This is a genomic window from Vagococcus fessus (assembly GCF_003987565.1).
GTDB classification, from domain to species: domain Bacteria; phylum Bacillota; class Bacilli; order Lactobacillales; family Vagococcaceae; genus Vagococcus_D; species Vagococcus_D fessus.
In genome coordinates, this window is record NZ_NGJY01000002.1 from 54,594 (window position 1) to 80,876 (window position 26,283).

Sequence of the window (26,283 nt, forward strand, 5' to 3'; positions counted from 1 at the left end):
ACCTCTATTCAAATAAGTATGTTTTTAATAATGTATGTAGAATATGGTGAGAACTTGTTCTTAAACCTTGTGTAATACCTACTGGGTCTTTCTTATAGGCTTTATCAATTCGTTTGTTATTTTTACCAACACTCATAACATCTAACATCAAGTCATTACCAGATACGATAGCTTTCTGAGCTTCCATAAATCCAAAGACTGCATCAGTTGATACAACCCCTTCAAATCCCCACTCGCCACGTAAAACATCATTTAGTAACTCTGGGTTTCCACCTGACCATTTCGTATTTACTAATGAGAAACTAGACATTACACCGTGAACATCTGCTTGTTTAACCGCCATTTCGAATGGACGTAAGTATAATTCTCTCATAGCTTGTTCATTTGCCCAAACATAAATTCCCGAACGAGCATTTGTTTCTTGGTCATTTAAAACAAAATGTTTCATAAAGACAATAACACCTTGATCTTGAGCACCTTTAATCATTGAAGACACAATGTTACCAGTTAAAACAGGATCTTCTGAGAAATATTCAAAGTTTCGACCACCTAAAGCTGTACGATGTAAATTCATACCTGGAGCATACCATCCTTGTACACCATAAGCGCGTGCTTCTTTTCCGACTGCTTCACCCATTTTTTTAGCTAACTCGTCATTCCATGTTGAAGCAATAACAACCTCACCTGGGTATGCGGCAGCTTCTACCTTTTTAAAGAAGAAACTTAATCCAGCTGGACTATCCATTAAGACTGACTTAGGAACACCTAATCGGTCGATTGCCACTGTTTTATAAGCGCCGTTAGTTACTAATTCTTGCATCTCTTCTAATGTTAATTGGTCTAAAAATTCTTCCCATTTAGGGTCATCATAATCTAGCCCTTTTAGCTCTTCTAATTTAATACCATTATCTTTACCAACAGTCGGCATATCACCTTTTGTTTCTGTAATTTCTTTATTTTCTTTATCTAATGCATATTGCGGTGCCGTATAAGATAACTCATCTGGATTAGGGTACGTTCCTTTGAAATCCGCACGAGATAATTGTTTTTCTTCACCTGCTGCATGTTCAAAGCGATTTTTATAGGCTACACCCGTTGTTTCATCTTTATCGTAAATGACTATTTCATCCACTTTATACGGTAACGTTTCTACAATTTCATGTACATTTTTTGCTAACTTAATGTTATAATTTCCTTTTTCTAAAACATATGCCCCTTTAGTCATATCATAAGACGATAAGTCTTTTGTATCAAATGATAATGAGACCGTTTCTTTTTCACCTGGCTTAATCTCATTTGTTTTCGCATACGTTGCTAATTCAATAGCTGATTTTTCAATTCCACCTTTTGTATAAGGTGCTGTGAAATATAATTCAACAACATCTTTACCTGCACTGTCGCCTTTATTTGTCACTTCTACATCAAGTGATAGTTTTTCTTTATCAAATGACTTTTTAGTCACTTTCCATTCAAAATCCGTATAACTTAAACCATAACCATATGGGAACTGTACTTCTTTACGATACGCTTCTTCATCATCAGCATAAGCTGTTTCATAATAACGATACCCAATGTAAATATTTTCTTGATAATTAATAAATGCCATCTTACTATTATCATATTTATAATCACCAAAGTTTTTGCTAGCGGGATTATTAGTAATATCATAAGCCATAGTATCAGCTAAACGTCCTGATGGATTTAAATCACCAGCAACAACTTTACCCAATGAATTCATTCCAAATGGCCCTGGTACGCCAACCCAAACAACTGATTTTATCGCATCAAACTCATCGATGAAACCAAGCTCGTATGTATTACCAGCATTTACAACTAATGTAATGTTGTCAAAATACTTACTTACTTTCTTAATCAACTCTTTTTTGTTAGCTGTTAAACGAATCTCATTCGCCTCTAAATCTTTAGCCTCTACCCCAGCACTATTAATGACAATCATGGCTTGGTCGGAGTATTCTGCAGCTTGCTTCATTGTCTTGTCATCCAAATAATCAATCTCTGGCTCATCCGGACCTTGTGGACTAATCATACCTTTAGCAACTTGAACTAATCCGACATCATTACCTTCTTTTTTTACAAAACCACTATTTTGATAAAAATCATATAACTCTTTATTGTAATCAATCTCACTATTCTCAAGTCCTTGGTATAAACTAATCGCTCTAGATTCAATTAATAATGGAGTTTCGGACAAGACTCCTTCAAAAGTGTATACTTTTTTGGTATAAAATGATCAAATTGATATAAAAAAAGACAGCTACCTTATGGCAACTGTCTTTTACAACTTTTTTATTTAATATATCGTTTACTTAGTCCTAGTTGAATAATAAGCAAGGCTATAAAATACAAGGGCAATGTTAACAGTGACCCATTATGTAGAACACTCATCATAAATGTACATCCACTTACTAATAAGTAATACCCTAAGCTAAATAATGCCCCAGCTGTTCCCACTACATCTTTAAAATCGACAAGTGCTAAACTTAAACAGTTTGGTAAGGCAATACCTGTACCAACAAGCATTATAAAGACACTCATAATATAAGCAATCATTTGTACTAAAGGAACATCACTAAATAGATAGCTTACACCTAATAATACGATAGCACCTAACAAAGCAACTGATAAACCAAGACGAATAATTCGCTCTGGTTTAAATCGACTTAATAACTGTTTAGATAGCAGTGAACCTAGAACCGTCGCAAGTGCAATCACGATACCTAAAAACCCATATCTTGATTGAGATAGACCGAATTGCTCGATAAAGACAAAGGGTGCTTCAGCATAATAACTGAATAACAAACCGTTTATCCCACCAATAATAATCCCAAATGTAATCACTCGAGGGTTCGTAATAAGACGTTTTGCCACCTCTAAAATCGATACTTTTTGTTGTGACTTACTTGGTATAAAGGTTTCAGGTAATGATAAGTAACTATAAATAAAGATACCTATACTCATTAAAACTAAGGTAAAGAATACCGCACGGTACCCTTGGGCTTGTCCTACAAAGCCACCAATAAGTGGTCCTATTGCAGGTGTAAAGGCTAAAGCTGCCGATATTTTAGCAAATAATTGATGACGTTCATTTCCTTCATAACTTTCACGTAAAATCGTTTGAGTTGTAATGGAACCTGTACTCGCACCAAATGCTTGAATAAATCGTGCCACTAATAATCCCGTGATTGAACCTGATAAATAACACATCAAGCTCCCTACACCATACATTAAAATTCCGTAATTCATCGCTTTTCTGCGACCAATACTATCTGATAACCATCCCCACGCAAAGACGCCAAAAGCAAAGGCTAAAAAGTAAACACTTAACGTCAGCTGAGCTGTACTCATACTCACGCCATAAGCACTAGCGATTTGCGGTAAAGAAGGTGTAAAAATTGTTTCACTGATTTGAGGAAATCCTACTAAACAAATTAGTAATAGAACTCCTGGTTGTTTTTTGATGTTTTTTCTCATTGTTTAAACTCCTAATTATTGTAATCTGAGGAAAAAACATCCTTTACAGGGAAACGGTGGTATCATGACTTTTATCCATTCATAAGTAGTCATCATCTCACCCCTTTCGTTAATATTAAATTATATTATAACGGCTACCGTACAAATAAGCAACATTAAAAGAATAACCTTATAATTGCTTTTCCATTATGTAATTACGCAATACTTCATTTCCTATTCTAACATCATTCTCTTTAACTACCCTATATCCCATTCGTTCAAAAAAAGGTCTAGCTGTTATCGAAGCGTGTGTTGTATAAGTCGCACTGTCTATTAGCCGTTCTAATTCCTTCACTAACTTTCTTGCTACTCCTAGACCTTGGTACTCTTTATGAACGTATAACCGGTCTAAATAACCAGACGATGTCATATCCGCAAACCCGACTAACTGATTATCTGACGTCAGCACAATGCTTTTATTGGCTAACAAGGACTCGTTCCATTCAGCTGACTCAATTGTTTTTTCGTCACCAGCCCATACTGCAATTTGAGCGTCTGTATAATCTTTACTATTGATAGCCACCACTGTTTCTCTAAATAACTGTATCGTTTCTTGGCAATCTGACTCTTGATAGGCTCTGATTTCCACTTTTATTCACCTCGATTGAAAATGTTTAACTCATTATATCATGCTCTATTACTCTTCATATTTAAAGATATCAACCGTATATAACTTTAACCCAACTCTACAAATATAATCCATAATAAAACCTACACCAAAGGGTACGATGATAAAGGCAATCACAACGTGAAGTAAAGCTACTCCAAAACTCCCTTGAACTAATTGAAAGGCATGAATTGGACCTACCAATCCTACCAAGCCAAATCCTGCACTAGCTGGTATACCTTGGATATTTAAGAGCGAGGCAACGACTCCACTAACTGCTCCTGTCGCAACAACCGGAACTAGCATGATGGGATTTCTTACAAGATTGGGTAACATCATTTTCATTGCACCAAATAAGATCGCAAGAGTTGTCCCTATTTTATTAACCTTAACAGACGAAATCAATAAAATCGCTGTACAAGCTGTTACCCCAATAGCTGCTGCTCCTGCTGATAAACCTTCTAAACCGATGGCTATTCCTATTGCGGCTGTTGAGATAGGCGATACGATAATCAGTGAAAAAGCTATTGAGATTAAAATACTCATAGTCATTGGCTCTAATAAAGTAAAACTATTAATAATATCTCCGATAGTTTTAGAAATCAAACTAACATAAGGAAGAAGCAGTACCCCAATAAAGGCCGGCACAGCACCACCAAAAATAGGCATCCCAATCGCATTAAATGACCCAATTCTATCTTTTATTTTTAAAATAATCCAACAGGCTATTCCAGCCGTAATCATGACATTGATTAAATCACCGATTCCCCCTCCTGACCAAATCCCATCTTTAAACGTAACAGCACCTGATCCGACAAAACAAGCAGTCCCAACAGTTGCCGCTTGCATTGTGTTAAATCCAAAATTAACAGCGACTAAAACACCGATAGCTGCAGCTGTTGCGAATTGCAATGAATAGACAACTTGATACGCTATTTCAAAAAATCGACCATCAAAAGCTTTAAAGACCTCTCCTAAGACTGCATTGGGTATTAATCCTACAACTATCCCTGTTGCTGTCCCGTTTAATACATAAAAAAATGATTGCTTAAACCCTAATTTAGATGTGTCCGTCATTCTTGTTGCTCCTTTCAGAGTACCAACCAACGTTCATTTGATTAACTTCTTTTGCCAAAATTCTTGCAACAAAAAGGAAAATAGTCCTACATTCAGTTTAAGCGACCTTCTTGCGTCTTGCAACAGTTCAATAAAAAAAGAGCTAGATGAACTAGCTCTTTTCTTAAATACCTTTTTCCATATAATTTAAAACAGCCACTGCCATTGATTTTGATGAGATTAATAAGCTTTTCTCGTCAATTCTGAACTTAGGATGATGATGCCCATAAGCTTCTGTACCTGGCTCATGTGCACCTACAAAAAAGAAACAACTTGGACGTTTTTCTGCATAATAAGCAAAATCTTCTGAGGGACTTTGTGCCCCACAATCTACAATAGAAGAAACTTCTTGTAAATTCGCTTCCGAAAGTGCTGTGACAATACGGGTTGTTGTCGCTTCATCATTAACGCAGACTTTATAATCATTTTTATAATCTAACTCATACGTCATATCATTGGCTATACAAACCCCTTCAAGAATACGTCTAAATTCTTGCTCTACAATCTCACGCGACTCTTCTTTTAACATACGAATATCGCCTTCTAATACCACTGAATCCTTGATAATATTGGCCGTTCCTCGACCATCAAATGAACCAATTGTTACAGTGACAGTGTCCATCGGGTTAATTTTACGACTGACTATTTTTTGAATGCCTGTTACAAATTCCGCTCCTGCTAAAATACTATCTTTGGCTTCATGAGGAACAGCTCCGTGACCACCTTTACCTTGAATCTTAATTTTAAAAGTAGCACGTCCTGTGTGAACCGATCCTGCATGATACGCAATCACACCTGTTGGCATCGTACTAATAACATGTATACCAAAGACATGTGAGACACCATCTAGACAGCCTTCTTTAACCATCGTAATCGCTCCACCTGGTGGCACTTCTTCTGCTGGTTGGTGGATAATACGAACGGTTCCTTTTAAGCGGTCTTTAATAGAAATCAAACATTCTGCTAGCACTAACATATACGCGGTATGAGCATCGTGGCCACACGCATGCATGACACCGTCCACCTTAGAACGAAAAGGTACATCCGCCTCTTCATGAATAGGCAGTGCATCAAAATCGGCACGAATGGCTAGCATATCTCCCGGAAGACCTCCCTCAATATCCACAAGAATACCGTGTTGTCCTCCAATATCAGTTGTGACCGTACACTCTTTATCTTTGTAAAAATTTTTAATAAATTTGGCTGTTTCAGTTTCTTCAAATGACAATTCAGGATTTTCGTGTAAATGACGTCTAATCTCAATCATCTCTTGCTCTTTCGTCTCTAACATCTCAAGTAGTTCTTTTAGCAATACTTCCACTTTAGGTCACGCTCCTTTTAAACTTTCCTGCTTAATCGTTTATTAAACGAACGATTAGTTCACTTTAAGTTTAAAATACATTTCAACCATAAGCAAGCTGGTCATACCCCTATTTCTATAAAATAACACTAACTACTATTAACTACGATTCTTTTCCTCTATACCACTCCATAGATATCCGAGTATCCCACCAATAATAGAGGGAACAACAAATCCTAAGCTGATTGCAGATAAAGGCAGTATGGCATCTAATTTATCTGAAAGACCAAAGAAAGATACATCAGCCGATTTAAGACCATCGAAGAACCCAACTACTGCAGAAAATAGAATAGCCACTTGATACACACGCTTTTTACCATGAAATAATTTGTCTATTATAATTAGGACAACTAAACAAATGGCCACGGGATAAATACCATTTAATACGGGAGCCGAAATTTTTATCAAACTTGTTAATCCTAAATTTGATACACCGAAACTGAATAATGAAAAGAAGACAACAAATTTTTTATAGCTGATTTTTGGTAGAATTTTATTAAAATATAACGCACATGATGATACCAAACCAATCGCTGTTGTCATACAAGCCACAGTAATTATAGCTGCCAGAATAATACTGCCATATAAGCCAAAGTAATAATTACAAACTTTCGCTAAAACTTCACCACCATTTGACTGATAGCCGATTACATTAACACTCGTGGCACTCATATACGACAAGGCACCATACATGATTAACAATAGAGCTCCCGTAATGACCGATGCCTTACTCATAGCAGATGAAACATGTTTAAGACTTGTTGTTCCTCTGGCTCGAACCCCACTCACTATGATGGGAGCGAAGGCAAAAGCCGCAATCCCATCCACTGTTAAGTACCCTTCTTTAAAGCCTTTACCAAAGACACCTGATTCAAAAGCAGGCGTTGGCGCTTGAATACGTCCCATGGGATAAAGTATTGCAACTGCCACCAATAGAGTAATCAATAAAATTTTAACCGGTGTTAAATACTTCCCCACCACATCAACAACCTTACCTGGGGCTAAAGATAAGACACAAGCTATACTGAAAAAAATTAAGGTAAATATGAACAAAGTGGTTGATTCTCCTAATTGCGTACTAAACGGTTTGATGCCAATCTCAAAAGCAACCGTCCCTGTACGTGGCATGGCGAAAAATGGACCGATAGACAAGTACATCACAACAGCAAAAACAATCCCAAATTTCGGAGATACTCTGGCGGCCAACTCTTCCACATCATTTTTACCGCTGTAAACTAAGGTTAAAACAGAAGCTAACGGTAAAAATATTCCAGTTAATACAAAACCTACCATTACTGTCACAACATTTGTTCCTGCTTCTTGTCCTAATATTGCTGGAAAAATTAAATTACCTGCTCCAAAGAACATGGCGAATAACATCATTCCTAAAACTAACACATACGAAAATGGTAATTTCTTAGACATAAATTATCTCCTTCTCTAAAAAAACAGTCTTCAACTCTTATAATTCATGGTTGAAAACTGTTTATAAACAATTAATTTGCATAAAGGATCAGTCAGTTGAAATTATATAATTGTTCTTGTTCCAAATAAAAAAGAGGCACCGGACAACTAATCCGGTGCCTCAAGTCTAGTTACACTAACAACTTAGGTATGTACTCTGATCAATCTACCGAAAAGAGGCTCTACTCTTTTTAAAAGTTGGTTTTGCAAAAACTTGCGACTTCCTTGATTATCGGTCAATTGATTGTATTCACAATCCTATTTATTTTTCTATTTCTTTGAGTCATCCCATTGTAAGCGCTAAACCTCAGTAGAGTCAAGGATTCATTTTTAGTAGTTGGTCAAAATAACAGTAAAAAGAACTACCCTAAAAAGGGTAGTTCTAATTTAACGTATTGTATACCACTCTGAACGACTTAATCTCGTTAAGTCTTCCGTCTTAGTTTGATTTATTAACTTAAATTCAACATCTTCTAGAGTCTTTATATACTTAAATCCTATTTTTTCTTGAACACGTTTTGAATTCAAATTATCCGTAAACGCAGCGCACCAGATATAGTCTAACCCTATAATATCAAATCCCTGATTTAACACGGCTCGAACCGCTTCTGGTATTAAGCCTTTACCCCAATAGTCTTCAGCTATCCAGTAGCCTATCTCACCTTCAGCATCTGACATAAAATCACGTTTCCCGATATTTAAATCAATACAACCAATGACTTCATCAAGGTTGTCTTTAGAGACTATTGCAAAGATCAATTCTCCTGTTAAGACTGTTTGAATGATTTCAAGACTTTCTTCCTCGCTTGTATGGGCTGGCCATCCTGCTTGCGGCCCAACCTTAGGGTTGCTTGCATACTTGTATAATGAGGGAGCATCACTCGAGTTAAACGGTCGAAGAATCAAGCATTCTGTTTCTAACTTCATTAGTTAACCTCATCTCTATTTGTAAAACTGTTCTGTAAATAACACAAACCCATTTACTATACCTTGGAAGAATTTAACTGTATCTTCTTTCGTGATAGTTCCATCTTCATTAATAAATGACGTCACATTTCCTAAATAAACTTCTGGTTGTGGAGCAGCTGTCACGCCTAGTACAACTAAGGTTTGACGTAAATGATGATGTGCTCCAAATCCACCTGTTGCGCCTATTGAGCCACTAACAACAGCCGCAGGTTTTCCGCCCCAAGCATTTTCACCGAACGGACGTGATGCTACATCTAATGCATTTTTCATAGCAGCAGGCATCGAACGATTATACTCAGGTGTTACAAATAAGAACCCTTCTTTTTCCGCTACTTTTTCTCTAAAATCAGTCCAGGCTTGTGGGACATTTCCCGGTGTATCTAAATCTTCATTATAAAGAGGCAAGCTACCAATCTCGATCATCTCTACTTGGTACTCTGATGGAAATAAGCTCATTAATTTTGTTGCGATCTGACGATTATAAGACCCTTTTCTTAAACTACCTACGATAACACCAATTTTTCTGTTTGCCATTATTTCCACTCTCCTCTGAGTTTTAAATTAAAAAAGAAGCATGTTCCTGTTTCAGTCGATTGACTATCATGTTTCTCTTTATACATTAATTTAAACAAATAATAATCATTTTGTAAAAGAATAACCTGTTAATTTGGCAAACTTTCTTTTAACGCCTTAAAATAATCAGGTGAAAAAATCTGGCGAGGGTTCCAGATGGCTTCTAAAACTGTCCCTGTATGAGTCGTTTGATGACGTTTTTTTAGCATTTGATGTGTCCCATTTTTCACGTGATGAACTGTTAAACTATCACCTGGAAGCTCTTCCTTATAAATCTTTTCTGTTTCATATACATCAACATTGATATCTGCATCTCCTATTATTAAATGGTATGGTTTTGTTATTTTTTTCAAGTCATTCGTCACATCAAGACTCCTATTTTTGACAATAAAATCCCATCTCTCTTTAGATAATGGCTCATCATCACACTTACTCTCCAGATAACCGTCATAATCGTCTTTTTCTAAATAGTTATTAACTATTTCTTCTTTTTTTAATTTCGCTTCAATTTCAGTTTCAATCTTCCCTTCCTCTTTCATTGCAGCGATTGTATTGTATCTTCCTTGTCTTAACCAGTTAACAGCTGGAGCTACTCCTATAGCAAATGTCACCTTATTATTATGATTCAATACTTTTGGAATAACCCATCCCCCTTGGCTAGCACCCCATACACCAACTTTTTTCTTATCAATATCAAAGTGAGTTAAAGCCCATTCAATAACATCATTCGCTTCTTTTTCACGGTCAACCATATTTTGACTTAACCAGTTTCCCTCCGAATTTCCTACCCCTCTTTTGTCCCAACTCACACTAATATAATTCTCTTTTGCTAACACTTCCCATGCTGGATAATACCCTTCATCGGCATTTTTAGTTGTTGGACCATCTCCATGTATAAAGAAAATAATACCTGGCTTTTCTTTCGTTTTTTTCTGAGGTAAGGCATATTCTAATTGAAGTTTGCCTTCTTTCGTTTCGAGTACCTCATCCTCTAGTTTCATATCAAAATTATTTTGGTATAATATCACACCAATTAAAACTAAAATAACAGTCGTACATCCCATTATAATTTTCTTCATTTAATCCACCTCCTTAACCATTTTCAACCAACTTCTTTCTCCTAAAATCCCTCTTGTGAGCCAAGAATTTAATTGTCCAATCACTTTGAATCCTCTATTTTTATACAAGGCTAATGCCTTTTTATTATCAACGGCTACCATCAAGGAGACTGTGTTAATATCTGATTGTCCCATAGCAAATTTTTCAATAAATGCCAGACAACTTTGGCCAATCCCTTTTCCTCTATATTCCTTTGCAACTGCTATAAATGACAAATAACACTCATTAGGATGAACCGATTCTCCTAACAGTTTCACTCCCAAGTGCCAACGCCAATTTTTTAGTGCAAATGATTTTTTTATTTTAGGCATAGGTTCCACAAAAGAACCACTTAAACCGAATACTCCCGCCAACTCATCTTGATCAAATACACCATAGACATACTCAGTCTGGTCAAGCTCCTTGTATAATCTGTAAAAATTTTCAAAATCACACGGCCTAATCATTCTGCTCCACTTACTGATAAAAGATTCAAACATTAAATACAGTTCTTTCTCATCTAACTTCTCTAATTTTTCAATTTTAATCATTATAGGTGAGCTCCAATACTTTTAATGATAACTGCTTACCTACTGATAAGAACCTACTATTGTCTTCCACTATAACTATAGGCAGAGCTGATATCGTTAGGAAATCTTCTAGCTTTTGTTCGAACTCTTCTGTGGTTTCAGCTGTTAGGGTTTGGTATGAATAAGTCCCTTCAGGTAAAACCATACTTGTTTTCTCTGTCGTTTCAACACATACATCATAAGACTTCTCTCGGATGATATAGTAAACTTTAGCCATCATAAAATCAGATGGCTGCTCAAATATAGTTAAGACGGATAAATCCATCGGTTCTTCTAACTCTAATGTTTTAATGACAGTTAAGTAAACTGGATTTTTTATGATATAGTTTTGCTGCAATGCTTCTTCGGTTAACACAAGTTGGTCATCTATTTTTTCTTCTAATTGAGTGAGTCGTAATATCTCATCTCTAATCTCACTTTTTTTATTTTTTAATAGATCTGAATAACTATCCTCAGAATTATCTGCCATACTATCTTTAATTTCTTTTACCGACAACCCCAGCTCTCTCATAAATAAAATAAAAGATAACTCATACGCTTCTGACATACCGTACTGACGATAGCCATTTTCAGCAATCTTTGCCGGTAATAACAAGCCTTTTTCTTCATAATGTCTTATACCATGGTGTGTCGTACCAAACATTTTTGCAAACGCTGATATAGTTAGTAATTCCTCTTCCATTTCTATCACCTCTACTTAGAGTATAAACCCTAGGGTAACCCAAGGGTCAATCTTTTTATAAAAAAAACTCTCTTGCCTATCCAAAAGAGTTTTTACTTATTTTTATAAAGAATCATAGACTGTTCGTGCATCTATCATATTAAATTGTTCCGTTGTATGGTCACCCTTTGCGCCAACCGTAATCAAAATATATTCCTGCCCTTTAACCTCAGCAAGCGTAGCCAAACAAAGTCCTGCTTCTTCTGTATAACCTGTTTTACCACCTAATAGATGACCATTTTTAAGCTGTGGATCTCCAAACTTACTAAATAAAGAACTCGTAAAGGAGTATGTTTCATCCTGATAATAGTCTGTCGTGAAAACTGTTCTAAACGTCTCATTTTTTAAACTGTATAATAATAGCTTCGCTAAATCTGATAATGTGGCATACTGGTTGGCTTCTTCTGTTCCATAACCATTTGTAAAATGAGTGTTCATCATCTCTAATTCTTTTGCTTTTTCATTCATCAAATCTGTGAATACTTCTTCTGACCCTGCTGTTGTTATAGCAAGTGCTATCGCTGCATCAGCTCCTGATGGTAGCATTAATCCGTATAACATTTCTTCAACTGTCACGTAGACATTCGGTTGAAATCCTGCAACAGATGCGCCTTCGATTAACAATCGCTCATTCGCATCACCTGAAACAAGAACCGGTTTGGTTAACTCTTGACCATATTGGTCTGCTAATTCGATAGCCAAAATTGCCGTCATTATCTTAGCCAATGATGCTGGCTTTATCCGTTTATCTTTTCCTTTATCAAGTAAAACTTGACCATCAGCTGTCATTAACAAGGCCTGCTGGCTAGTTAATTTTATTCTATTCCCATTTGTCATTTTAACTTTTTCATTAGACAATCCTACAGTCAACTGATTCGTCGAAACTAAATAATAGCCAATACCTAAACCTATTATCACTACTCCAATAAGTACTTTCCAGTGTTTTTTCATCGTATTCGCCTCCTCCTTCTATTAAAACAAAAAATAAGGAGGAGTTTATATAGACTTTCTGATGATTTAGTTAAGGTAATCTTAATTCACAAAAAAATCCCCTTTCAGAGGGGATTTTTACTCGTTGCAATATTCTAAAATATCGCCTGGTTGACACTCTAATGCCTCACAGATTTTTTCTAACGTTGAAAATTTAATAGCTTTAGCTTTTCCTGTTTTTAAAATAGATAAATTGGCTGGCGTTATACCTATTTTTTCTGCTAACTCATTTGAGGACATTCCCCTTTGAGCCATGACAATATTTAAATTCACTTTAATCACAGTAGCATCTCCTCATTAAATGGTTAGTTCTTGTTCTCTTTTAATTTCTATCCCTTTGCGAATCGCATAGTGTAAAACTAATAAAATAATCAACTCACAGATAATTGAAATATAATCGACCTTAGCGATTAAATTCACTCCCTGAGAAGCCTGACTAATCGCACCTAATACAATATTATCAGAAACTGACGAAATAACATTAACAATAATCGACATCACGACTGAAAATAAAATGAAACCTCTAAAATAATTTAAAAATTCTTTTGAAAATAGCCCACGCTTTATCGCTGCATTAATCAAACCATTAATAAAATAAAGAAAACCTAACACGCCAATTATTGCCACAATAATCAGAACTAATTCTATCTTCAAATGTTCTAGTACCGTTGATTCATCTAATAAATGGTCACCTTTTATGGTTAAATTTAACAAATCAAACTCTTTATTGCTACTAAAGCTCTCTCTAATAGTTGTATTTGTTAAAGACAATCCTGTTAATACACCTGCTAATGCCATTAAAAATAACGAAATTCCACCTATACTATTCACAACTTTCTTTAACCCTTTACCTAATACTGAATAATCCATTGCTCTCCACTCCCTAACTTGATATGAGCTTATCTTACACCTTTATTTATTCTTCGTCAATACATTTTTATCGCAAAACAATAAAAATGTATTGTTTAACAAAAATAAAAGACCACAAAAATGTGGTCTTTCGTTTTATTTATAGAGCATCGTCATCGTATAAAACTCCCTGTTAATCCCATTTCTTTCACCTTATTCTTATCTTAAAATCTAACTTTCTCGCAAGATTTTTTCCATTTTTTTCCCTTTAGCTAATTCATCGACTAGCTTGTCCATATAACGGATTTTTTGCATCAAGGAGTCTTCAATCTCTTCAACTCGGTAACCACAAATTACACCTTTTATTAGGCTCACATTCGGGTTAAGCTGCGGAGCTTCTTCAAAGAAAGTTTTAAAATCGACTTCTTTTTCAAGTTGATGCTGTAATTCTGATTCTGTATAACCTGTTAACCATAAGATAACCTGGTCAAGCTCTGCTTTCGTCCGTTCTTTCTTCTCTACTTTTTTTAAATAGAGAGGGTAAACACTTGCAACTGACATCTTAAAAATTTTAGGCTCACTCATATGAACGCCTCCTTATTGTCTATTACCACTAGTTTACCTTGAAAAAACAGCCATTCAAACAAATCTGCTTTCCTGCTTTTATTACCGCCAAATTAAATCATAGGGTAATTTAATTTTTTCTTTACTGTCTTCATAAAACAATCTAAATGCTGTTTCACCACATTCCACTAAATGGTGATTAACCGTTGAAAAATTAAGGACCTCACTAATGAGTAAATTATCGCGACCGATAACAAGTGGTGGTGTCTTGCCTTGCTTTTTGTAATGCTGCAAAATAGTCGCTCCTACCTCATCACCATTTGATAAGACAGCCTCTACACCTAGCTTCTCAAAATAACGCGCAGCTTCAATCCCCTCCGCCGCATGAATACAATCCCATTTTATCCACTCTTTTGAAAAATCAGGAATCAATTCCTCACACAAGTCTAAAATCAAACGTGAATTGTAACTCAACCGCTTGCTTCGACCTAGTGTCAACCCAATTTTATTTAATCCTTTAGCTTGTAAAGAGGCTATCATCTCACGAATTGCTCCTTCTAAATCCGTGTACACACACCCAACCGAAACATCAGGTGACTCTTCACAAAAAATAATTCGCCCTTCATGTAAATAGGGAATAAATTTATCTAAGGTATTCGCACGTGTTGTTACAATAAGGCCATCGAAAGTTTTTGCAGCAAACTCATCTAAATATTGTTTTTCTAACTCTGCTTCATAATTAGTTGGTAATAAGGTGACACGATACCCCTTTTCAAAAGCCGCTTTCGTTAGTCCTAAAAGTAGCTGGTCATAATAAGGATGATTTGTAAAAGGAATCAAGACTCCGATATTTTTGGTTTGACCCGTACTTAAATTTTGAGCCGAACGATTAGGGACATAGTCCAACTCTTTCATAACAGCTAAAATCTCATCACGCTTTTCTTTAGCTACATACGGATGATGGTTAATCACTCTCGAAATGGTTGTAATGGAATACCCTGTTAGTTTTGCAATATCACGAATCGTCGCCATGTCTGTCCCTCACTTTTTAAATACCTAATTCTGTTTCAATGTATTCTGCCATACCTTCTCCTTGAGTATACAAGATATAGGGTTTATTTTCATAAACAAAACGAATTTGTTTGCCACCAAATACTGGAGTTGAGGTTGCATAGTAAATCTCTCGACAATCAAGTGTGCTGATATCACGTTTAAATGCACCTAAGTAAGTCATCACACGCAAACAATTATTTGAAAAATGGACCGTTGCATTGTAGAACTGATCGTTAACTTTCATATAAGTATTCATCTCTCATACCCTCTTTCAATTGATGTTACCCTTAGTATAGAGTATGAAACTCGTTTCATAGCAAGGCCTAATTTTAGAAAAATAAAAAAGCTCATCACCGAAATGATAAGCTTTTGATTTAGTCGTTGTTTAATGGTTTGGGCGTTTTAACTAAAAAGATACCCATGACTAGTAAAATAACACTCACAGCCGTCATCCATAAGAACGCTACATTAAGACCATGTAACGAGGCATTCTCACCATATGTCTTAACTGAAGATTGGCTAACTGTTGTCATAATCCCAACAAAGACCGCAGTCCCAATTGCACCAGCAACTGTTCTAAGTGAGGTTAAAAGAGCGGTCGCATGTGCGGTTAAATCTTGACTAACTTGACTTGTCCCCCACGTTACAAGAGGCATCATTAAGCATCCTATCGCAATACAGCGTGTCGCATTATAAAAGCCAGCCACCCAAACCGAGGTCTCCGGGGTAATGAAAACCATACCTAAATTACTCGCAACCATCATCGCTGCTCCTACAATAAATAACAATCTAATCCCTACTTTGTCATATAAACGTCCTGCAAAAGGACTAATAAAGGCCATGACAAGTGAGCCAGGCAAGACGATTAAACCTGACAGTGTTGCCGATTTTCCCATAATAGATTGGACGTACAATGGCAATAACATCGTTGAAGCCATCATAACTAAATATAAAATCATACTTCCAATAACACTAAGTGCGTATGACCGATTTTTCAAAATACGTAATTCTAAAAATGGCTCCGGTCGACTAAATTGGCGGTAAACAAATAAAACTGTTGCTACAATCCCTACGCTCAATAAGCCAAGGACATGCAGACTGAAAAAGGCGTACTGCCCGATATTTCCAATAGCTAACGTCACACCACCAAATGATAAAGCACTTAATATAAACGAAGCCACATCAAATTGTTGTGATTTTGTGGCAAGGACATCTTCAAAGACCATCACTGCCCAAAGCAATGAAAGTAAAATAATCACACTTGATAGATAGAAAATAGCTTGCCAACTCCATTTATCAACTATCATCCCTGCCAAGGTTGGCGCAATGACTGGTGCTGCACTTAGCGACAACCCATACCATCCCATAATAGACCCTCGTTTTTCAGGTGGATAAATGGTCAAAAGAATAACTTGAGCCATTGAAGTCAATAACCCATTCCCTATGGCTTGTAAAATTCGTGCCATCATCATCATCGGAAAATTAACTGAAACCGCACATAATAATAAACCAGCCAAAGCAATAATTAACGATGTCACATATAATTTTTTGGTTGGAAATCTTGTGATTAGAAAGGCAGATAACGGCATCACAATTCCCATCGTTAAGGCATATGCACTAGTTAGCCATTGCCCCGTTGTCACACTAATGTCTAAATCATTAATTATCGCCGGCAAAGCCGTAGTTAAGGCCGTCGACAACATTGTCAACGCAATACAAGTAATGACAATATTAATAAAAATCAGTGTTCGTTTTTTATCATTAACTAGAACAGCATTAGACATTAGCTTCTTCACCCCCATTTAGATAATAAGCTTTAATCTTTTCTAGAGACTCTGCAAATGCCACCTTTTCTTGTTCAGTGAGGGGGCTTACCATATCCGCATGAACAGCTGCTCGTTTTTTTGCTATACTTGCCGCTTCCTCTTTTCCTTTTTCGGTAAGAGTCGTAAACATCACACGCTTATCTTTTTCAGAAGGATGCGATGACACCCACCCTTTTTCACTCATCTTTCCTATTAATTCACTAACAGATGAGGCTTTAATCCCCAATTCTTGACTTAATTCTTTCGATGTTAGCTGACCTTTTCGTTCTAATACTAATAAACAACGATACTGTCCTCTAAAAGGATTCATATTTCCAAATTTCTTATCTGATTGTTGTCGGTTTAATTTAGTGACCTCAAAAAACAGCTCAACAACTTCTTCATCACGATAATTCATGTTTTCTTCCTTCTTCCTTGCTTAATAAAGCTACTCACTTATTATAATTAGGTACCTAACTAATAGCAAGTTGTTTTTAAAACAGAGACACAAACAAACAACTTGCTTACTTTAAGTAAGCGATATATACTAGGACTATCTTAAACCACTCGTTTAAGTGTTTACGAAAGAAAGGACTGTTCCTTATGACAAACACATTCACAACGTCTCCACACATTGATGAGACAAAAGGATTAGAACTAGGTATCTACACACTAGGTGACCACATGCCTAATCCTCACACTAAACAATTAATTAGCCCACAACAACGTTTAAATGAAATTAAAGAAATGGCTGTTTTGGCCGAACAAGCCGGCTTGGATGTCTTTGCTTTAGGTGAAAGTCATCAAAAACATTTTGTATCTCAAGCCCATAGTATTATTTTAGCTAATATCGCAGCCGTAACGAGCACCATTAAATTATCAAGTTCTGCTACGATGCTAAGTACCTCTGACCCTGTAAGAGTCTTTGAAGATTTTTCAACTCTTGATTTATTATCAAATGGTCGCATGGAATTAGTAGCAGGTCGGGCCTCACGCGTCGGATTGTTCGATTTACTAGGGTATGATTTAGCGGATTACGAAGCCTTGTTTGAAGAAAAATTTAACTTACTTTTAAAAATTAATCAGGAAGAAACAGTGACTTGGAATGGCGAGTTTAGAAAATCATTAACGGATGCTCACATTATTCCTCGTCCACAAAACGCTCACTTACCAATCTGGCGTGCTGTTGGTGGCACACCTACCAGTGCGATGAACGCAGGACGAGCTGGTGTGCCGCTGTATTTAGCACACTTAGGCGGTCCCGCTTCTTCATTTAAACCAACACTTGATTATTACCGACAAGCAGGTGAACATGCCGGTTTTAAACCTGAGGAGTTAACCGTTGCAACTGGAGGTTTCTTCTACGCTTCAGAAGATAGTCAAGATGCTTTTAAAGACTACTACCCTCATGTTAACCAAGGCCTAACTTTAGCTAATGGACAAGGTTTTCCAAAGCCTGCTTTTGCTCATGGCAAAGAGAGAGAAAGTATTATCAATGTTGGCTCTCCTCAACAAATTATTGAAAAAATACTTTATCAACATGAAGTATTTAATAATCAACGTTACATTGCACAATTAGATTTTGGTGGTGTTCCCTTTGATAAAATTATGAAGAATATCGAACTTTTAGGAAATGAAATTGTTCCTGCAATTAAGAAATATACAAAGAAAGAAGTGACGTCTTAATGAAAATTGTATTACTCTCTGGCTCAACCGTCGGAACGAAAACCAAAACAGCTATGACTTATTTATACGACCACTTAAAACTAACAGCACCTGACCATGACTTAGTACTTTTAGATTTAAAAGACTACGATTTACCCTTTAGTGATGGACGCAACTATCTTGATTATCCAGGAGATGCTGGTTTTGTAACAGCTGAACTTATGGCAGCGGATATTATTTTAATCGGGTCGCCTACTTTTCAAGCTTCGATTCCAGCCACACTAAAAAATATTTTTGATTTGCTCCCTCAAAATGCTCTTGATAGAAAAATTGTAGGGATTGTAATGACAGCAGGCTCTCCAAAGCATTTTTTAGTCGCTGAAACACAATTAAAACCAATTATCCATTATATGAAAGGAACTCTTGTTTCTAACTATGTTTTTATTGAAGATGTTAATTTTTATCAACAAACCATTACTAACGATGACGTTACAAGACGACTACACAAGTTAGCAGAAGACAGTCTTGTCCTAGCTAAAACCTATCAAGCCGCTTGGCAAGAGCAAGAAGACTCTTATGGCTTTTAAAACAAAAGGACCCATCTACTAGATGGGTCCTTTTTTAACTCTTACTATTTATTTTTATTTCTAAATATGAAAACTAAACTCAACAACATTCCACCTAATAGAACCAACCATGGCTCATTTTTTTCACTTGTTTGTGGCAACCCTTTTTGACTAATGACTTTATTAGTTGCTGGGAGAGTTGTTCCTAATTTTTTTTGTAACTGTGTTCTTGCATCATTTCCTGAAACTGCTCTTGTTGAATTAGCTCTATTCGTTACGCCACCTCCCAATGATCTATTAGTTGTTCCTAGTTGCGGTACACCTTTGTTAATCCCATTATTACTTCCTAAACCGAGACCTTTATTTTTGTCTCCGTTCTGGTCATTATTTTGATTTTTCCCTTCGCTATTGTCTTGCTCTTTATCTTTATCTTTATCTTTATCTTTATCTTTATCTTTGTCTTTATCTTTATCTTGATCTTTGTCTTTGTCTTTATCTTGATCTTTGTCTTTGTCTTGCTCTTTATCTTTGTCTTGATCTTCTTTATCTATAACCATAACAACCGCTGTTGCTTTTAGACCACCGTAACTATATGTAAGTTCATACTCACCAACTTTTGAAGTATCTACTTCACCTAATACAATCACATCTTTAAATAATACATCTTTACCTAGTTTGTCTGTAGCTTTAATAAAGTTATCTTTTGCTTCCCACTTACTTCCAATTTCTAGGACTAAATTTCGAACTTGTAGGCTCGTTTTATTTACCTCTTCACCTGGCCATACTTCTGGACGTTCTGGTTTTTCTGCTACCGTAATCGTAGCAGTCGCGACTTGATTCGCATATGAATAAGCAACCTGATATTCTCCAACTTTGGTTGTGTCTACGTGTCCATCAACCTTAACCAGAGAAAACTCAACTGCTTGACCTTGCTTATTTGTTGCACTCACAAAGTTAGCCTTCGCTTCCCAAGCTGTCCCAACTGCTAGTGTTGAATTTTGAACGTTAATATCAGAATAATCAACCTCTTCACCTGGCCATACTTCTGGACGTTCTGGTTTTTCTACAACAGTTATTGTAGCGATTGCTATCACGTTTTGGTTTCTATAAGTAACTTGGTATTCACCTGTTCGAGTTGTATCAACTGTTCCTTCAACCTTGATTTGGTCAAAACCTATTGGATTACCTAAGCGATCCGTAGCTTGAATAAAATTATCATTACCTGTCCATTCACTTCCAACTGTCAGTGTTGAATTTTGAACCAGTAGACTCGTTTGATTAATTTCTTCACCTGGCCATACTTCTGGACGTTCCGGCACTTCAACTACCGTTACAATCGCACTAATACTCATTCCGCCATAAGTGTAAGTAACGTTATAATCGCCTACTTTTGAGGTATCAACTTCACCCGAAACATTGACGGCGCCTATACCAACTGGTTTACCTTGCTTATCTGTTGCACTCACAAAGTTATCTTTCGCTTCCCAAGCTGTTCCAACTGTTACCATACTGTTTTGAACATTAATACTTGTCAGATTAATCTCTTCACCTGGCCATACTTCTGGGCGTTCTGGTTTTTCTACCACCGTTACTGTTACACGAATGCTCATACCTTCGTAGCTATAGCTAATCTGGTATTCTCCTGGTTTGGAAGTATCTACCATCCCGTTCACTTTAACTTTATCCAACGATACGTCGTTACCTAATTTATCTGTCGCTTGAACAAAATTATCCTTTGCATGCCACTCGCTTCCTACAACAATTGTTGAGTTCGCTGCTTCAATGCTTGTCAGGTTAACCTCTTCACCTGGCCATACTTCTGGACGCTCTGGCTCTTCTACTACTGTGACTGTAATCACTGTAGAAACTCCTTCGTATTCATACGTTACATCATACTCACCAATTTTTGAAGTATCTACTGTACCGATAACTTTTACTTCAGAAAATGCAACTTCTTTACCTAATTTATCAGTCAGTTTAATAAAATTATCTTCTGCTTTCCAAGTACTTCCAACAGTAATTGTCGAAGGTTTCGCTTCAATACTTGTCAAATTAATTTCCTCACCTGGCCACACTTCCGGACGTTCTGGTTTAGCCACTACAGAGATTGTTGCCGTAACTGTCATTCCTTTATATGTGTAAGAGACTTGATACTCTCCTAATTTTGAAGTATCAACACTACCAGTCACTTTGACTTGATCAAAGGAAATAGTTTTACCTAGTTTGTCTGTCGCTTTAATAAAATTATCTTCTGAATGCCACTCGCTCCCTTCGACAATTGTTGAACTACAAACTTCAATACTAAGTTTATTAATTTCTTCACCTGGCCATACTTCTGGACGTTCTGGTTTTTCTACGACTGTGACTGTAACGACAGTTTTCATACCGCCGTATTCATATGTTACATCGTATTTACCAACTTTTGATGTGTCTACTTTTCCAGTTACGTTTACATCTTCTAGTTTAACTTCTTTACCAAGTTTATCTGTAGCTTTAATAAAGTTGTCTTTTGCTTCCCACTCACTGTCTACCACGATTGTTGAGTTTTCCGCTTCCACACTTGTTTTATTAATGCCGACACCTGGCCATACTTCTGGGCGTTCTGGTTTTTCTACGACTGTGACTGTAATCACTGTAGAAACTCCACCGTATTCATATATTACATCGTATTTACCAACTTTTGATGTGTCTACTTTTCCAGTTACGTTTACATCTTCTAGTTTAACTTCTTTACCAAGTTTATCTGTAGCTTTAATAAAGTTGTCTTTTGCTTCCCACTCACTGTCTACCACGATTGTTGAGTTTTCCGCTTCCACACTTGTTTTATTAATGCCGACACCTGGCCATACTTCTGGACGTTCTGGTTTTTCTACGACTGTTACTGTAATCACTGTAGAAACTCCACCGTATTCATATATTACATCGTATTTACCAACTTTTGATGTGTCTACTTTTCCAGTTACGTTTACATCTTCTAATTTAACCTCTACACCAAGTTTATCTGTCGCTTTAATAAAGTTGTCTTTTGCTTCCCACTTGCTGTCTACCACGATTGTTGAATTTTCTGCTTCTACACTTGTTTTATTAATGCCGACACCTGGCCATACTTCTGGACGTTCTGGTTTTTCTACAACTGTGACTGTAACGACAGTTTTCATACCGCCGTATTCATATGTTACATCGTATTTACCAACTTTTGATGTGTCTACTTTTCCAGTTACGTTTACATCTTCTAATTTAACTTCTTTACCAAGTTTGTCTGTGGCTTTAATAAAATTGTCTTTTGCTTCCCACTCACTGTCTACCACGATTGTTGAGTTTTCCGCTTCCACACTTGTTTTATTAATGCCGACACCTGGCCATACTTCTGGACGTTCTGGTTTTTCTACGACTGTGACTGTAATCACTGTAGAAACACCGCCGTATTCGTATATTACATCGTATTTACCGACTGTTGACGTATCTACTTTTCCTGTTACGTTTACGTCTTCTAATTTAACCTCTACACCAAGTTTATCTGTCGCTTTAATAAAGTTATCTTTCGCTTCCCACTTACTGTCTACCACGATTGTTGAGTTTTCTGCTTCCACACTTGTTTTATTAATACCGACACCTGGCCATACTTCTGGGCGTTCTGGTTTTTCTACGACTGTTATAACAGCCATTTCACTTACTTTCCCGTATTTATATTCAACAAAATAATGACTTAAAACAGATGTATCAACCTCTCCTTCGACCTCAACATCTTTAAAATTCAATTCATTTCCTTTTTCATCTGTTCCACCAATGAAATTGTCTTCTGGCAACCATTTACTTCCCTGAGCAATAGTTGTATTTTTTACGTTGATACTAGATTCATCCATGTCTTTATAAGTCAATGTAATCGATTGTTGATCCCAGTTTATTGACATATCTAGTGATTTATCCGCTTTTATGTATTTATACCCCTCAATTTCAGGAATTTCTATCTTTTTCTTATCCCCATATTCTCCAGTAAGTTTGTCTGGTGATTTAATTTCATTCCCATCTTCGTCTTCGTAATACACTGTAATCGGTCTTTCAACTAACGATTTAGCCGGTCTAACCACATAGGTTCCAGGAACAAGTTCACCACTCCCGTATTGTTCCATAAAGTCTTCTGGTAAATAAGACGCTGTTGAACCATCTTCTCTAATCCATTCACCTATCCCCATCCCTAGCCAAGGATTCAATGCAGGGTTTGTGTACTGCATCTTATAACCTTTAAATTCAAAATTCTTGCCTAAAGTGATTCGCGTTAAGCCACTATGTAGATCTCTTTCAGGATCTGGATTAAACATACGAGTCATCCCATTATTAGCAACCTGACTGGTATCCCAGTTCGCTAGGTTTAAATCGCGAATTGTACTTTGCATAAAAGTTTGCCTCATACTAGTTACGTTAGAAGTATCCCATCCACTTAGGTCTAAATTAGTCATTTTTGCGTGATAAAAAGCATTGTTCATCGTTGTTAAACTTGAGGTATCCCAATTTGCTATGTCAAGACTCCTAGCGCCACATCCACTAAACATACTAGCAATAGTCGTCACCTTAGACATCTTAAACGTGTCGATAGATAATTTCTCCAAACTTGGTGTATTCATGAACATTTCACTCATATTCGTGACATTCTCTGTGTTCCAACTCGTTAAATCCAACTCTTTTAATTTGACTGCTCCGACAAACATCCGTGAAAGGTTGGTCACCTCAGATGTATCAAAATTTTCTAAATTTGTTATTTTTTCTAAATTTGCTAATCTCTGACTTCCACCTTCATTTTGTTCTAGTCCTGAAAATAAAAATTGTGAATCCACTGGTGCTTTTACCTTACCCTCAAAAACAATTTCTTTAATTTCACTTGCATTAATTTCCGGAAGATTTCTAGAATGTCCTCTCCAAGGTGCAGTTGGATGTCTATCTAATTCCCCTGCTTTGACTGTCAAAATACCATCTTTAAATTCCCAAGGAGCACTCCCCCAAGTTCCAGATGTAACATCACTAGCAAAATCATAATATAATTTAAGGGTTTGTTCTTTATCAGTAATTACGACATCTAAATCTGCATCAGCTTCTTTAAATTTATAGTTATCAATCTCTCGGACTCTAATTGAGATTTTTTCTCCGATAGAACCTTTAACTATGCGTTCTTCGCTTATTGGAATATAAGTTGAAGCATCTAAGTATTCCACTGTTACCGGTTTTGATAAATCAGCATCTTTATCAACTTCCGCAACATATGTTCCTGGTTCAGGTTTATTCGTACTAGTAGAATTCGTCCCATAATACTGTACAAAATGATAAGGAGTATACGCTTGACCAGTTCCGTCTTCTTTCACCCAATTTCCTGTTGTTGGCAAGCTTTCTGAAGGTGAAAAATGACGATTCGATGAAACGAATTGGAATTTGTCACCTATAGTAAATTTAGCTAAGCCATTTAGTCGTTTATCCATTGAACTACCCACATTAAACATATCGTATGATTCTGTAACACTTTCCGTGCTCCAATTCTCAAAATTTAATTCTTTAAGTCTTGAACTTGAAAAAGTTGCAACCATTTCTGTAACTTTACTTGTATCCCACTTTCCTACATCTAGTGTCTTGAACTTAGTTCCAGAAAAAGTAGCTGACATATTTTCAACACTGGAAGTATCCCAATCCTTTACATCTAAACTATCCATCCCCGCATTATAAAATAAGTAACGCATAGTCTTCACATTAGATGTCTTCCATGTACTAACGTCTAATTTTTTTAACTTGGCTGTATTTTGAAACGTCCCTTCTAATGTTGTCACTTTAGATGTGTCAAAATGTGAGACATCTAATTCAGTTAATTCATAATTGTCAGCAAACATTTCACTCATATCGACTACCAATGTTGTATCTAAATTTGAAATATTCTTATATTTTTTAACACTAATTAATGAAGCAAACAGGCCCGAACTATTGGCTGGTGCTTTCACTTTTCCAGAAAAAACTACTTCATCAATAGAACGAGCATCTACTCCATCTTCTAAAATAGAAATCCAAGGTGCTTCACTGCTCTCTCCTAGTTGACCTGCTCCTAATGTAAGCACACCATTGGAAAACTTCCACTTCGACGTCCCCCAAGTTCCTTTCGCGCTTACTTCGCCACTACTTTTTGAAATTTTTCTATTTCCATTTTCAGTTTTGCCCTTACTCTTTTCTGGATTTTTCCCTTTCGTGATACTTGCTAGCTGTTTTTCAATCTTTGCCAGTGGTGATGCTATTTTTGGCTCTGTAATTGTTTCAACTTGTTTCTCATTAGCTATCTCCGCACTCACTCCTATTAAAGGTGATACCATTAATGTTGTTGCAATAAATAAAAAACTCCATTTCTTCATACAAAACCAACCTTTCTCAAACAAGGGATGAGTACTGTGACTATATCGATACTTTTTATGCATCTTTTTTTATAATACAGGAAGTTAGATAAAACATTCACCAATGTCTGCGCTTACTAAATAAACCATATTTAGACACTTGGTTACGAAACGTCTATATACAATGACTTATCCAACATCTTCTCTTGTTTTTTTATTATATAATTAAAATAACATTAATTGTCAAAAATGTATAATATTTATGTGCTCAGTTTTGAACTTTTTTTATTTCAGCTTATTTTTATGCATAAAAATCCTATTTAGATCAATTAATGAACACAATTATCCTAAAAATAAAAAATCCATTCAGAATTTAAAACAAAAAAATAAGAGAGCTTATGCC

The 26,283-nt window shown here is 36.2% G+C and carries 22 protein-coding genes; 2 read left to right on the forward strand and 20 right to left on the reverse strand.

Going from position 1 to position 26,283, the window contains the following annotated elements; all coding sequences use genetic code 11:
* Positions 1-4 precede the first annotated feature (4 nt).
* The 19 genes from CBF31_RS04665 to CBF31_RS04755 all read right to left on the reverse strand — a co-directional run bounded on the left by CBF31_RS04665 (position 5) and on the right by CBF31_RS04755 (position 17,708).
* Positions 5-2,212, reverse strand: coding sequence for a glycoside hydrolase family 3 N-terminal domain-containing protein (locus CBF31_RS04665; RefSeq protein WP_126831233.1), 2,208 nt, complete (start codon positions 2,210-2,212; stop codon positions 5-7).
* A 95-nt stretch (positions 2,213-2,307) separates the two neighbouring features.
* Positions 2,308-3,492 (reverse strand): multidrug effflux MFS transporter, encoded by a 1,185-nt coding sequence (locus CBF31_RS04670; protein ID WP_126831234.1) that lies wholly within the window; start codon positions 3,490-3,492, stop codon positions 2,308-2,310.
* A gap of 169 nt (positions 3,493-3,661) precedes the next feature.
* Positions 3,662-4,120, reverse strand: coding sequence for a GNAT family N-acetyltransferase (locus CBF31_RS04675; RefSeq protein WP_126831235.1), 459 nt, complete (start codon positions 4,118-4,120; stop codon positions 3,662-3,664).
* 48 nt (positions 4,121-4,168) lie between these two features.
* Positions 4,169-5,215, reverse strand: coding sequence for a PTS sugar transporter subunit IIC (locus CBF31_RS04680; RefSeq protein ID WP_126831236.1), 1,047 nt, complete (start codon positions 5,213-5,215; stop codon positions 4,169-4,171).
* A 163-nt stretch (positions 5,216-5,378) separates the two neighbouring features.
* Complete coding sequence (locus tag CBF31_RS04685; protein ID WP_126831905.1) at positions 5,379-6,545, reverse strand: amidohydrolase; 1,167 nt, start codon at positions 6,543-6,545, stop codon at positions 5,379-5,381.
* A gap of 168 nt (positions 6,546-6,713) precedes the next feature.
* A complete protein-coding gene (gene brnQ, locus CBF31_RS04690; protein ID WP_126831237.1) occupies positions 6,714-8,039 on the reverse strand; it encodes a branched-chain amino acid transport system II carrier protein in 1,326 nt (441 codons plus the stop codon).
* 426 nt (positions 8,040-8,465) lie between these two features.
* On the reverse strand, positions 8,466-9,005 hold the full coding sequence (locus CBF31_RS04695; protein WP_126831238.1) for a GNAT family N-acetyltransferase: 540 nt from the start codon (positions 9,003-9,005) through the stop codon (positions 8,466-8,468).
* Between the two features lie 15 nt (positions 9,006-9,020).
* Positions 9,021-9,581, reverse strand: coding sequence for an NADPH-dependent FMN reductase (locus tag CBF31_RS04700; protein ID WP_126831239.1), 561 nt, complete (start codon positions 9,579-9,581; stop codon positions 9,021-9,023).
* A 128-nt stretch (positions 9,582-9,709) separates the two neighbouring features.
* Positions 9,710-10,699: an alpha/beta hydrolase family protein gene (locus CBF31_RS04705; RefSeq protein WP_126831240.1), complete on the reverse strand. Its 990-nt coding sequence runs from the start codon at positions 10,697-10,699 to the stop codon at positions 9,710-9,712.
* Complete coding sequence (locus tag CBF31_RS04710) at positions 10,700-11,269, reverse strand: GNAT family N-acetyltransferase (protein WP_126831241.1); 570 nt, start codon at positions 11,267-11,269, stop codon at positions 10,700-10,702. It abuts the gene before it with no gap.
* Entirely contained in the window at positions 11,262-11,990 is a 729-nt protein-coding gene (locus CBF31_RS04715; RefSeq protein WP_126831242.1) for a MerR family transcriptional regulator, read from the reverse strand. Before CBF31_RS04715 ends, CBF31_RS04710 begins: the two co-directional genes overlap by 8 nt.
* A 102-nt stretch (positions 11,991-12,092) precedes the next feature.
* Positions 12,093-12,980: a D-alanyl-D-alanine carboxypeptidase family protein gene (locus tag CBF31_RS04720; protein ID WP_126831243.1), complete on the reverse strand. Its 888-nt coding sequence runs from the start codon at positions 12,978-12,980 to the stop codon at positions 12,093-12,095.
* Between the two features lie 117 nt (positions 12,981-13,097).
* Entirely contained in the window at positions 13,098-13,301 is a 204-nt protein-coding gene (locus tag CBF31_RS04725) for a helix-turn-helix domain-containing protein (RefSeq protein WP_211330820.1), read from the reverse strand.
* A gap of 15 nt (positions 13,302-13,316) precedes the next feature.
* The gene (locus CBF31_RS04730; protein WP_126831244.1) at positions 13,317-13,889 is read right to left on the reverse strand and encodes a hypothetical protein; all 573 of its coding nucleotides are present in this window, start codon (positions 13,887-13,889) and stop codon (positions 13,317-13,319) included.
* A gap of 210 nt (positions 13,890-14,099) precedes the next feature.
* Positions 14,100-14,453 carry a DUF2200 domain-containing protein gene (locus CBF31_RS04735; protein ID WP_126831245.1) on the reverse strand — a complete coding sequence of 118 codons (354 nt, stop codon included), beginning with the start codon at positions 14,451-14,453 and terminating at the stop codon, positions 14,100-14,102.
* 81 nt (positions 14,454-14,534) lie between these two features.
* On the reverse strand, positions 14,535-15,464 hold the full coding sequence (locus CBF31_RS04740) for a LacI family DNA-binding transcriptional regulator (RefSeq protein WP_126831246.1): 930 nt from the start codon (positions 15,462-15,464) through the stop codon (positions 14,535-14,537).
* A gap of 16 nt (positions 15,465-15,480) precedes the next feature.
* Complete coding sequence (locus CBF31_RS04745; RefSeq protein ID WP_126831247.1) at positions 15,481-15,741, reverse strand: hypothetical protein; 261 nt, start codon at positions 15,739-15,741, stop codon at positions 15,481-15,483.
* 118 nt (positions 15,742-15,859) lie between these two features.
* Positions 15,860-17,269: an MDR family MFS transporter gene (locus CBF31_RS04750; RefSeq protein WP_126831248.1), complete on the reverse strand. Its 1,410-nt coding sequence runs from the start codon at positions 17,267-17,269 to the stop codon at positions 15,860-15,862.
* Entirely contained in the window at positions 17,262-17,708 is a 447-nt protein-coding gene (locus tag CBF31_RS04755; RefSeq protein ID WP_126831249.1) for a MarR family winged helix-turn-helix transcriptional regulator, read from the reverse strand. Before CBF31_RS04755 ends, CBF31_RS04750 begins: the two co-directional genes overlap by 8 nt.
* Positions 17,709-17,893: 185 nt before the next feature.
* Between CBF31_RS04755 and CBF31_RS04760 the strand changes: the two genes are divergently transcribed.
* Positions 17,894-18,976: an LLM class flavin-dependent oxidoreductase gene (locus CBF31_RS04760; protein ID WP_126831250.1), complete on the forward strand. Its 1,083-nt coding sequence runs from the start codon at positions 17,894-17,896 to the stop codon at positions 18,974-18,976.
* Entirely contained in the window at positions 18,976-19,542 is a 567-nt protein-coding gene (locus tag CBF31_RS04765; protein WP_126831251.1) for an NADPH-dependent FMN reductase, read from the forward strand. The genes CBF31_RS04760 and CBF31_RS04765 overlap by 1 nt, the downstream gene beginning before the upstream one ends.
* Before the next feature lie 44 nt (positions 19,543-19,586).
* On the opposite strand, the gene CBF31_RS04770 is transcribed toward CBF31_RS04765, so the two are convergent.
* Positions 19,587-25,901 carry a bacterial Ig-like domain-containing protein gene (locus tag CBF31_RS04770; RefSeq protein ID WP_170167882.1) on the reverse strand — a complete coding sequence of 2,105 codons (6,315 nt, stop codon included), beginning with the start codon at positions 25,899-25,901 and terminating at the stop codon, positions 19,587-19,589.
* Positions 25,902-26,283 lie beyond the last annotated feature (382 nt).

What these genes read in the sequence shown, in the direction of transcription:
- CBF31_RS04730 (WP_126831244.1), bottom strand. Translation starts at nt 13,889, where the DNA reads ATGGATTATTCAGTATTAGGTAAAGGGTTAAAGAAAGTTGTGAATAGT.
- CBF31_RS04760 (WP_126831250.1), top strand. Translation starts at nt 17,894, where the DNA reads ATGACAAACACATTCACAACGTCTCCACACATTGATGAGACAAAAGGA.
- CBF31_RS04680 (WP_126831236.1), bottom strand. Translation starts at nt 5,215, where the DNA reads ATGACGGACACATCTAAATTAGGGTTTAAGCAATCATTTTTTTATGTA.
- CBF31_RS04750 (WP_126831248.1), bottom strand. Translation starts at nt 17,269, where the DNA reads ATGTCTAATGCTGTTCTAGTTAATGATAAAAAACGAACACTGATTTTT.
- CBF31_RS04670 (WP_126831234.1), bottom strand. Translation starts at nt 3,492, where the DNA reads ATGAGAAAAAACATCAAAAAACAACCAGGAGTTCTATTACTAATTTGT.
- CBF31_RS04740 (WP_126831246.1), bottom strand. Translation starts at nt 15,464, where the DNA reads ATGGCGACGATTCGTGATATTGCAAAACTAACAGGGTATTCCATTACA.
- CBF31_RS04735 (WP_126831245.1), bottom strand. Translation starts at nt 14,453, where the DNA reads ATGAGTGAGCCTAAAATTTTTAAGATGTCAGTTGCAAGTGTTTACCCT.
- CBF31_RS04770 (WP_170167882.1), bottom strand. Translation starts at nt 25,901, where the DNA reads ATGAAGAAATGGAGTTTTTTATTTATTGCAACAACATTAATGGTATCA.
- CBF31_RS04755 (WP_126831249.1), bottom strand. Translation starts at nt 17,708, where the DNA reads ATGAATTATCGTGATGAAGAAGTTGTTGAGCTGTTTTTTGAGGTCACT.
- CBF31_RS04705 (WP_126831240.1), bottom strand. Translation starts at nt 10,699, where the DNA reads ATGAAGAAAATTATAATGGGATGTACGACTGTTATTTTAGTTTTAATT.
- CBF31_RS04695 (WP_126831238.1), bottom strand. Translation starts at nt 9,005, where the DNA reads ATGAAGTTAGAAACAGAATGCTTGATTCTTCGACCGTTTAACTCGAGT.
- CBF31_RS04710 (WP_126831241.1), bottom strand. Translation starts at nt 11,269, where the DNA reads ATGATTAAAATTGAAAAATTAGAGAAGTTAGATGAGAAAGAACTGTAT.
- CBF31_RS04745 (WP_126831247.1), bottom strand. Translation starts at nt 15,741, where the DNA reads ATGAATACTTATATGAAAGTTAACGATCAGTTCTACAATGCAACGGTC.
- brnQ (WP_126831237.1), bottom strand. Translation starts at nt 8,039, where the DNA reads ATGTCTAAGAAATTACCATTTTCGTATGTGTTAGTTTTAGGAATGATG.
- CBF31_RS04700 (WP_126831239.1), bottom strand. Translation starts at nt 9,581, where the DNA reads ATGGCAAACAGAAAAATTGGTGTTATCGTAGGTAGTTTAAGAAAAGGG.
- CBF31_RS04720 (WP_126831243.1), bottom strand. Translation starts at nt 12,980, where the DNA reads ATGAAAAAACACTGGAAAGTACTTATTGGAGTAGTGATAATAGGTTTA.
- CBF31_RS04715 (WP_126831242.1), bottom strand. Translation starts at nt 11,990, where the DNA reads ATGGAAGAGGAATTACTAACTATATCAGCGTTTGCAAAAATGTTTGGT.
- CBF31_RS04685 (WP_126831905.1), bottom strand. Translation starts at nt 6,545, where the DNA reads ATGTTAGAGACGAAAGAGCAAGAGATGATTGAGATTAGACGTCATTTA.
- CBF31_RS04765 (WP_126831251.1), top strand. Translation starts at nt 18,976, where the DNA reads ATGAAAATTGTATTACTCTCTGGCTCAACCGTCGGAACGAAAACCAAA.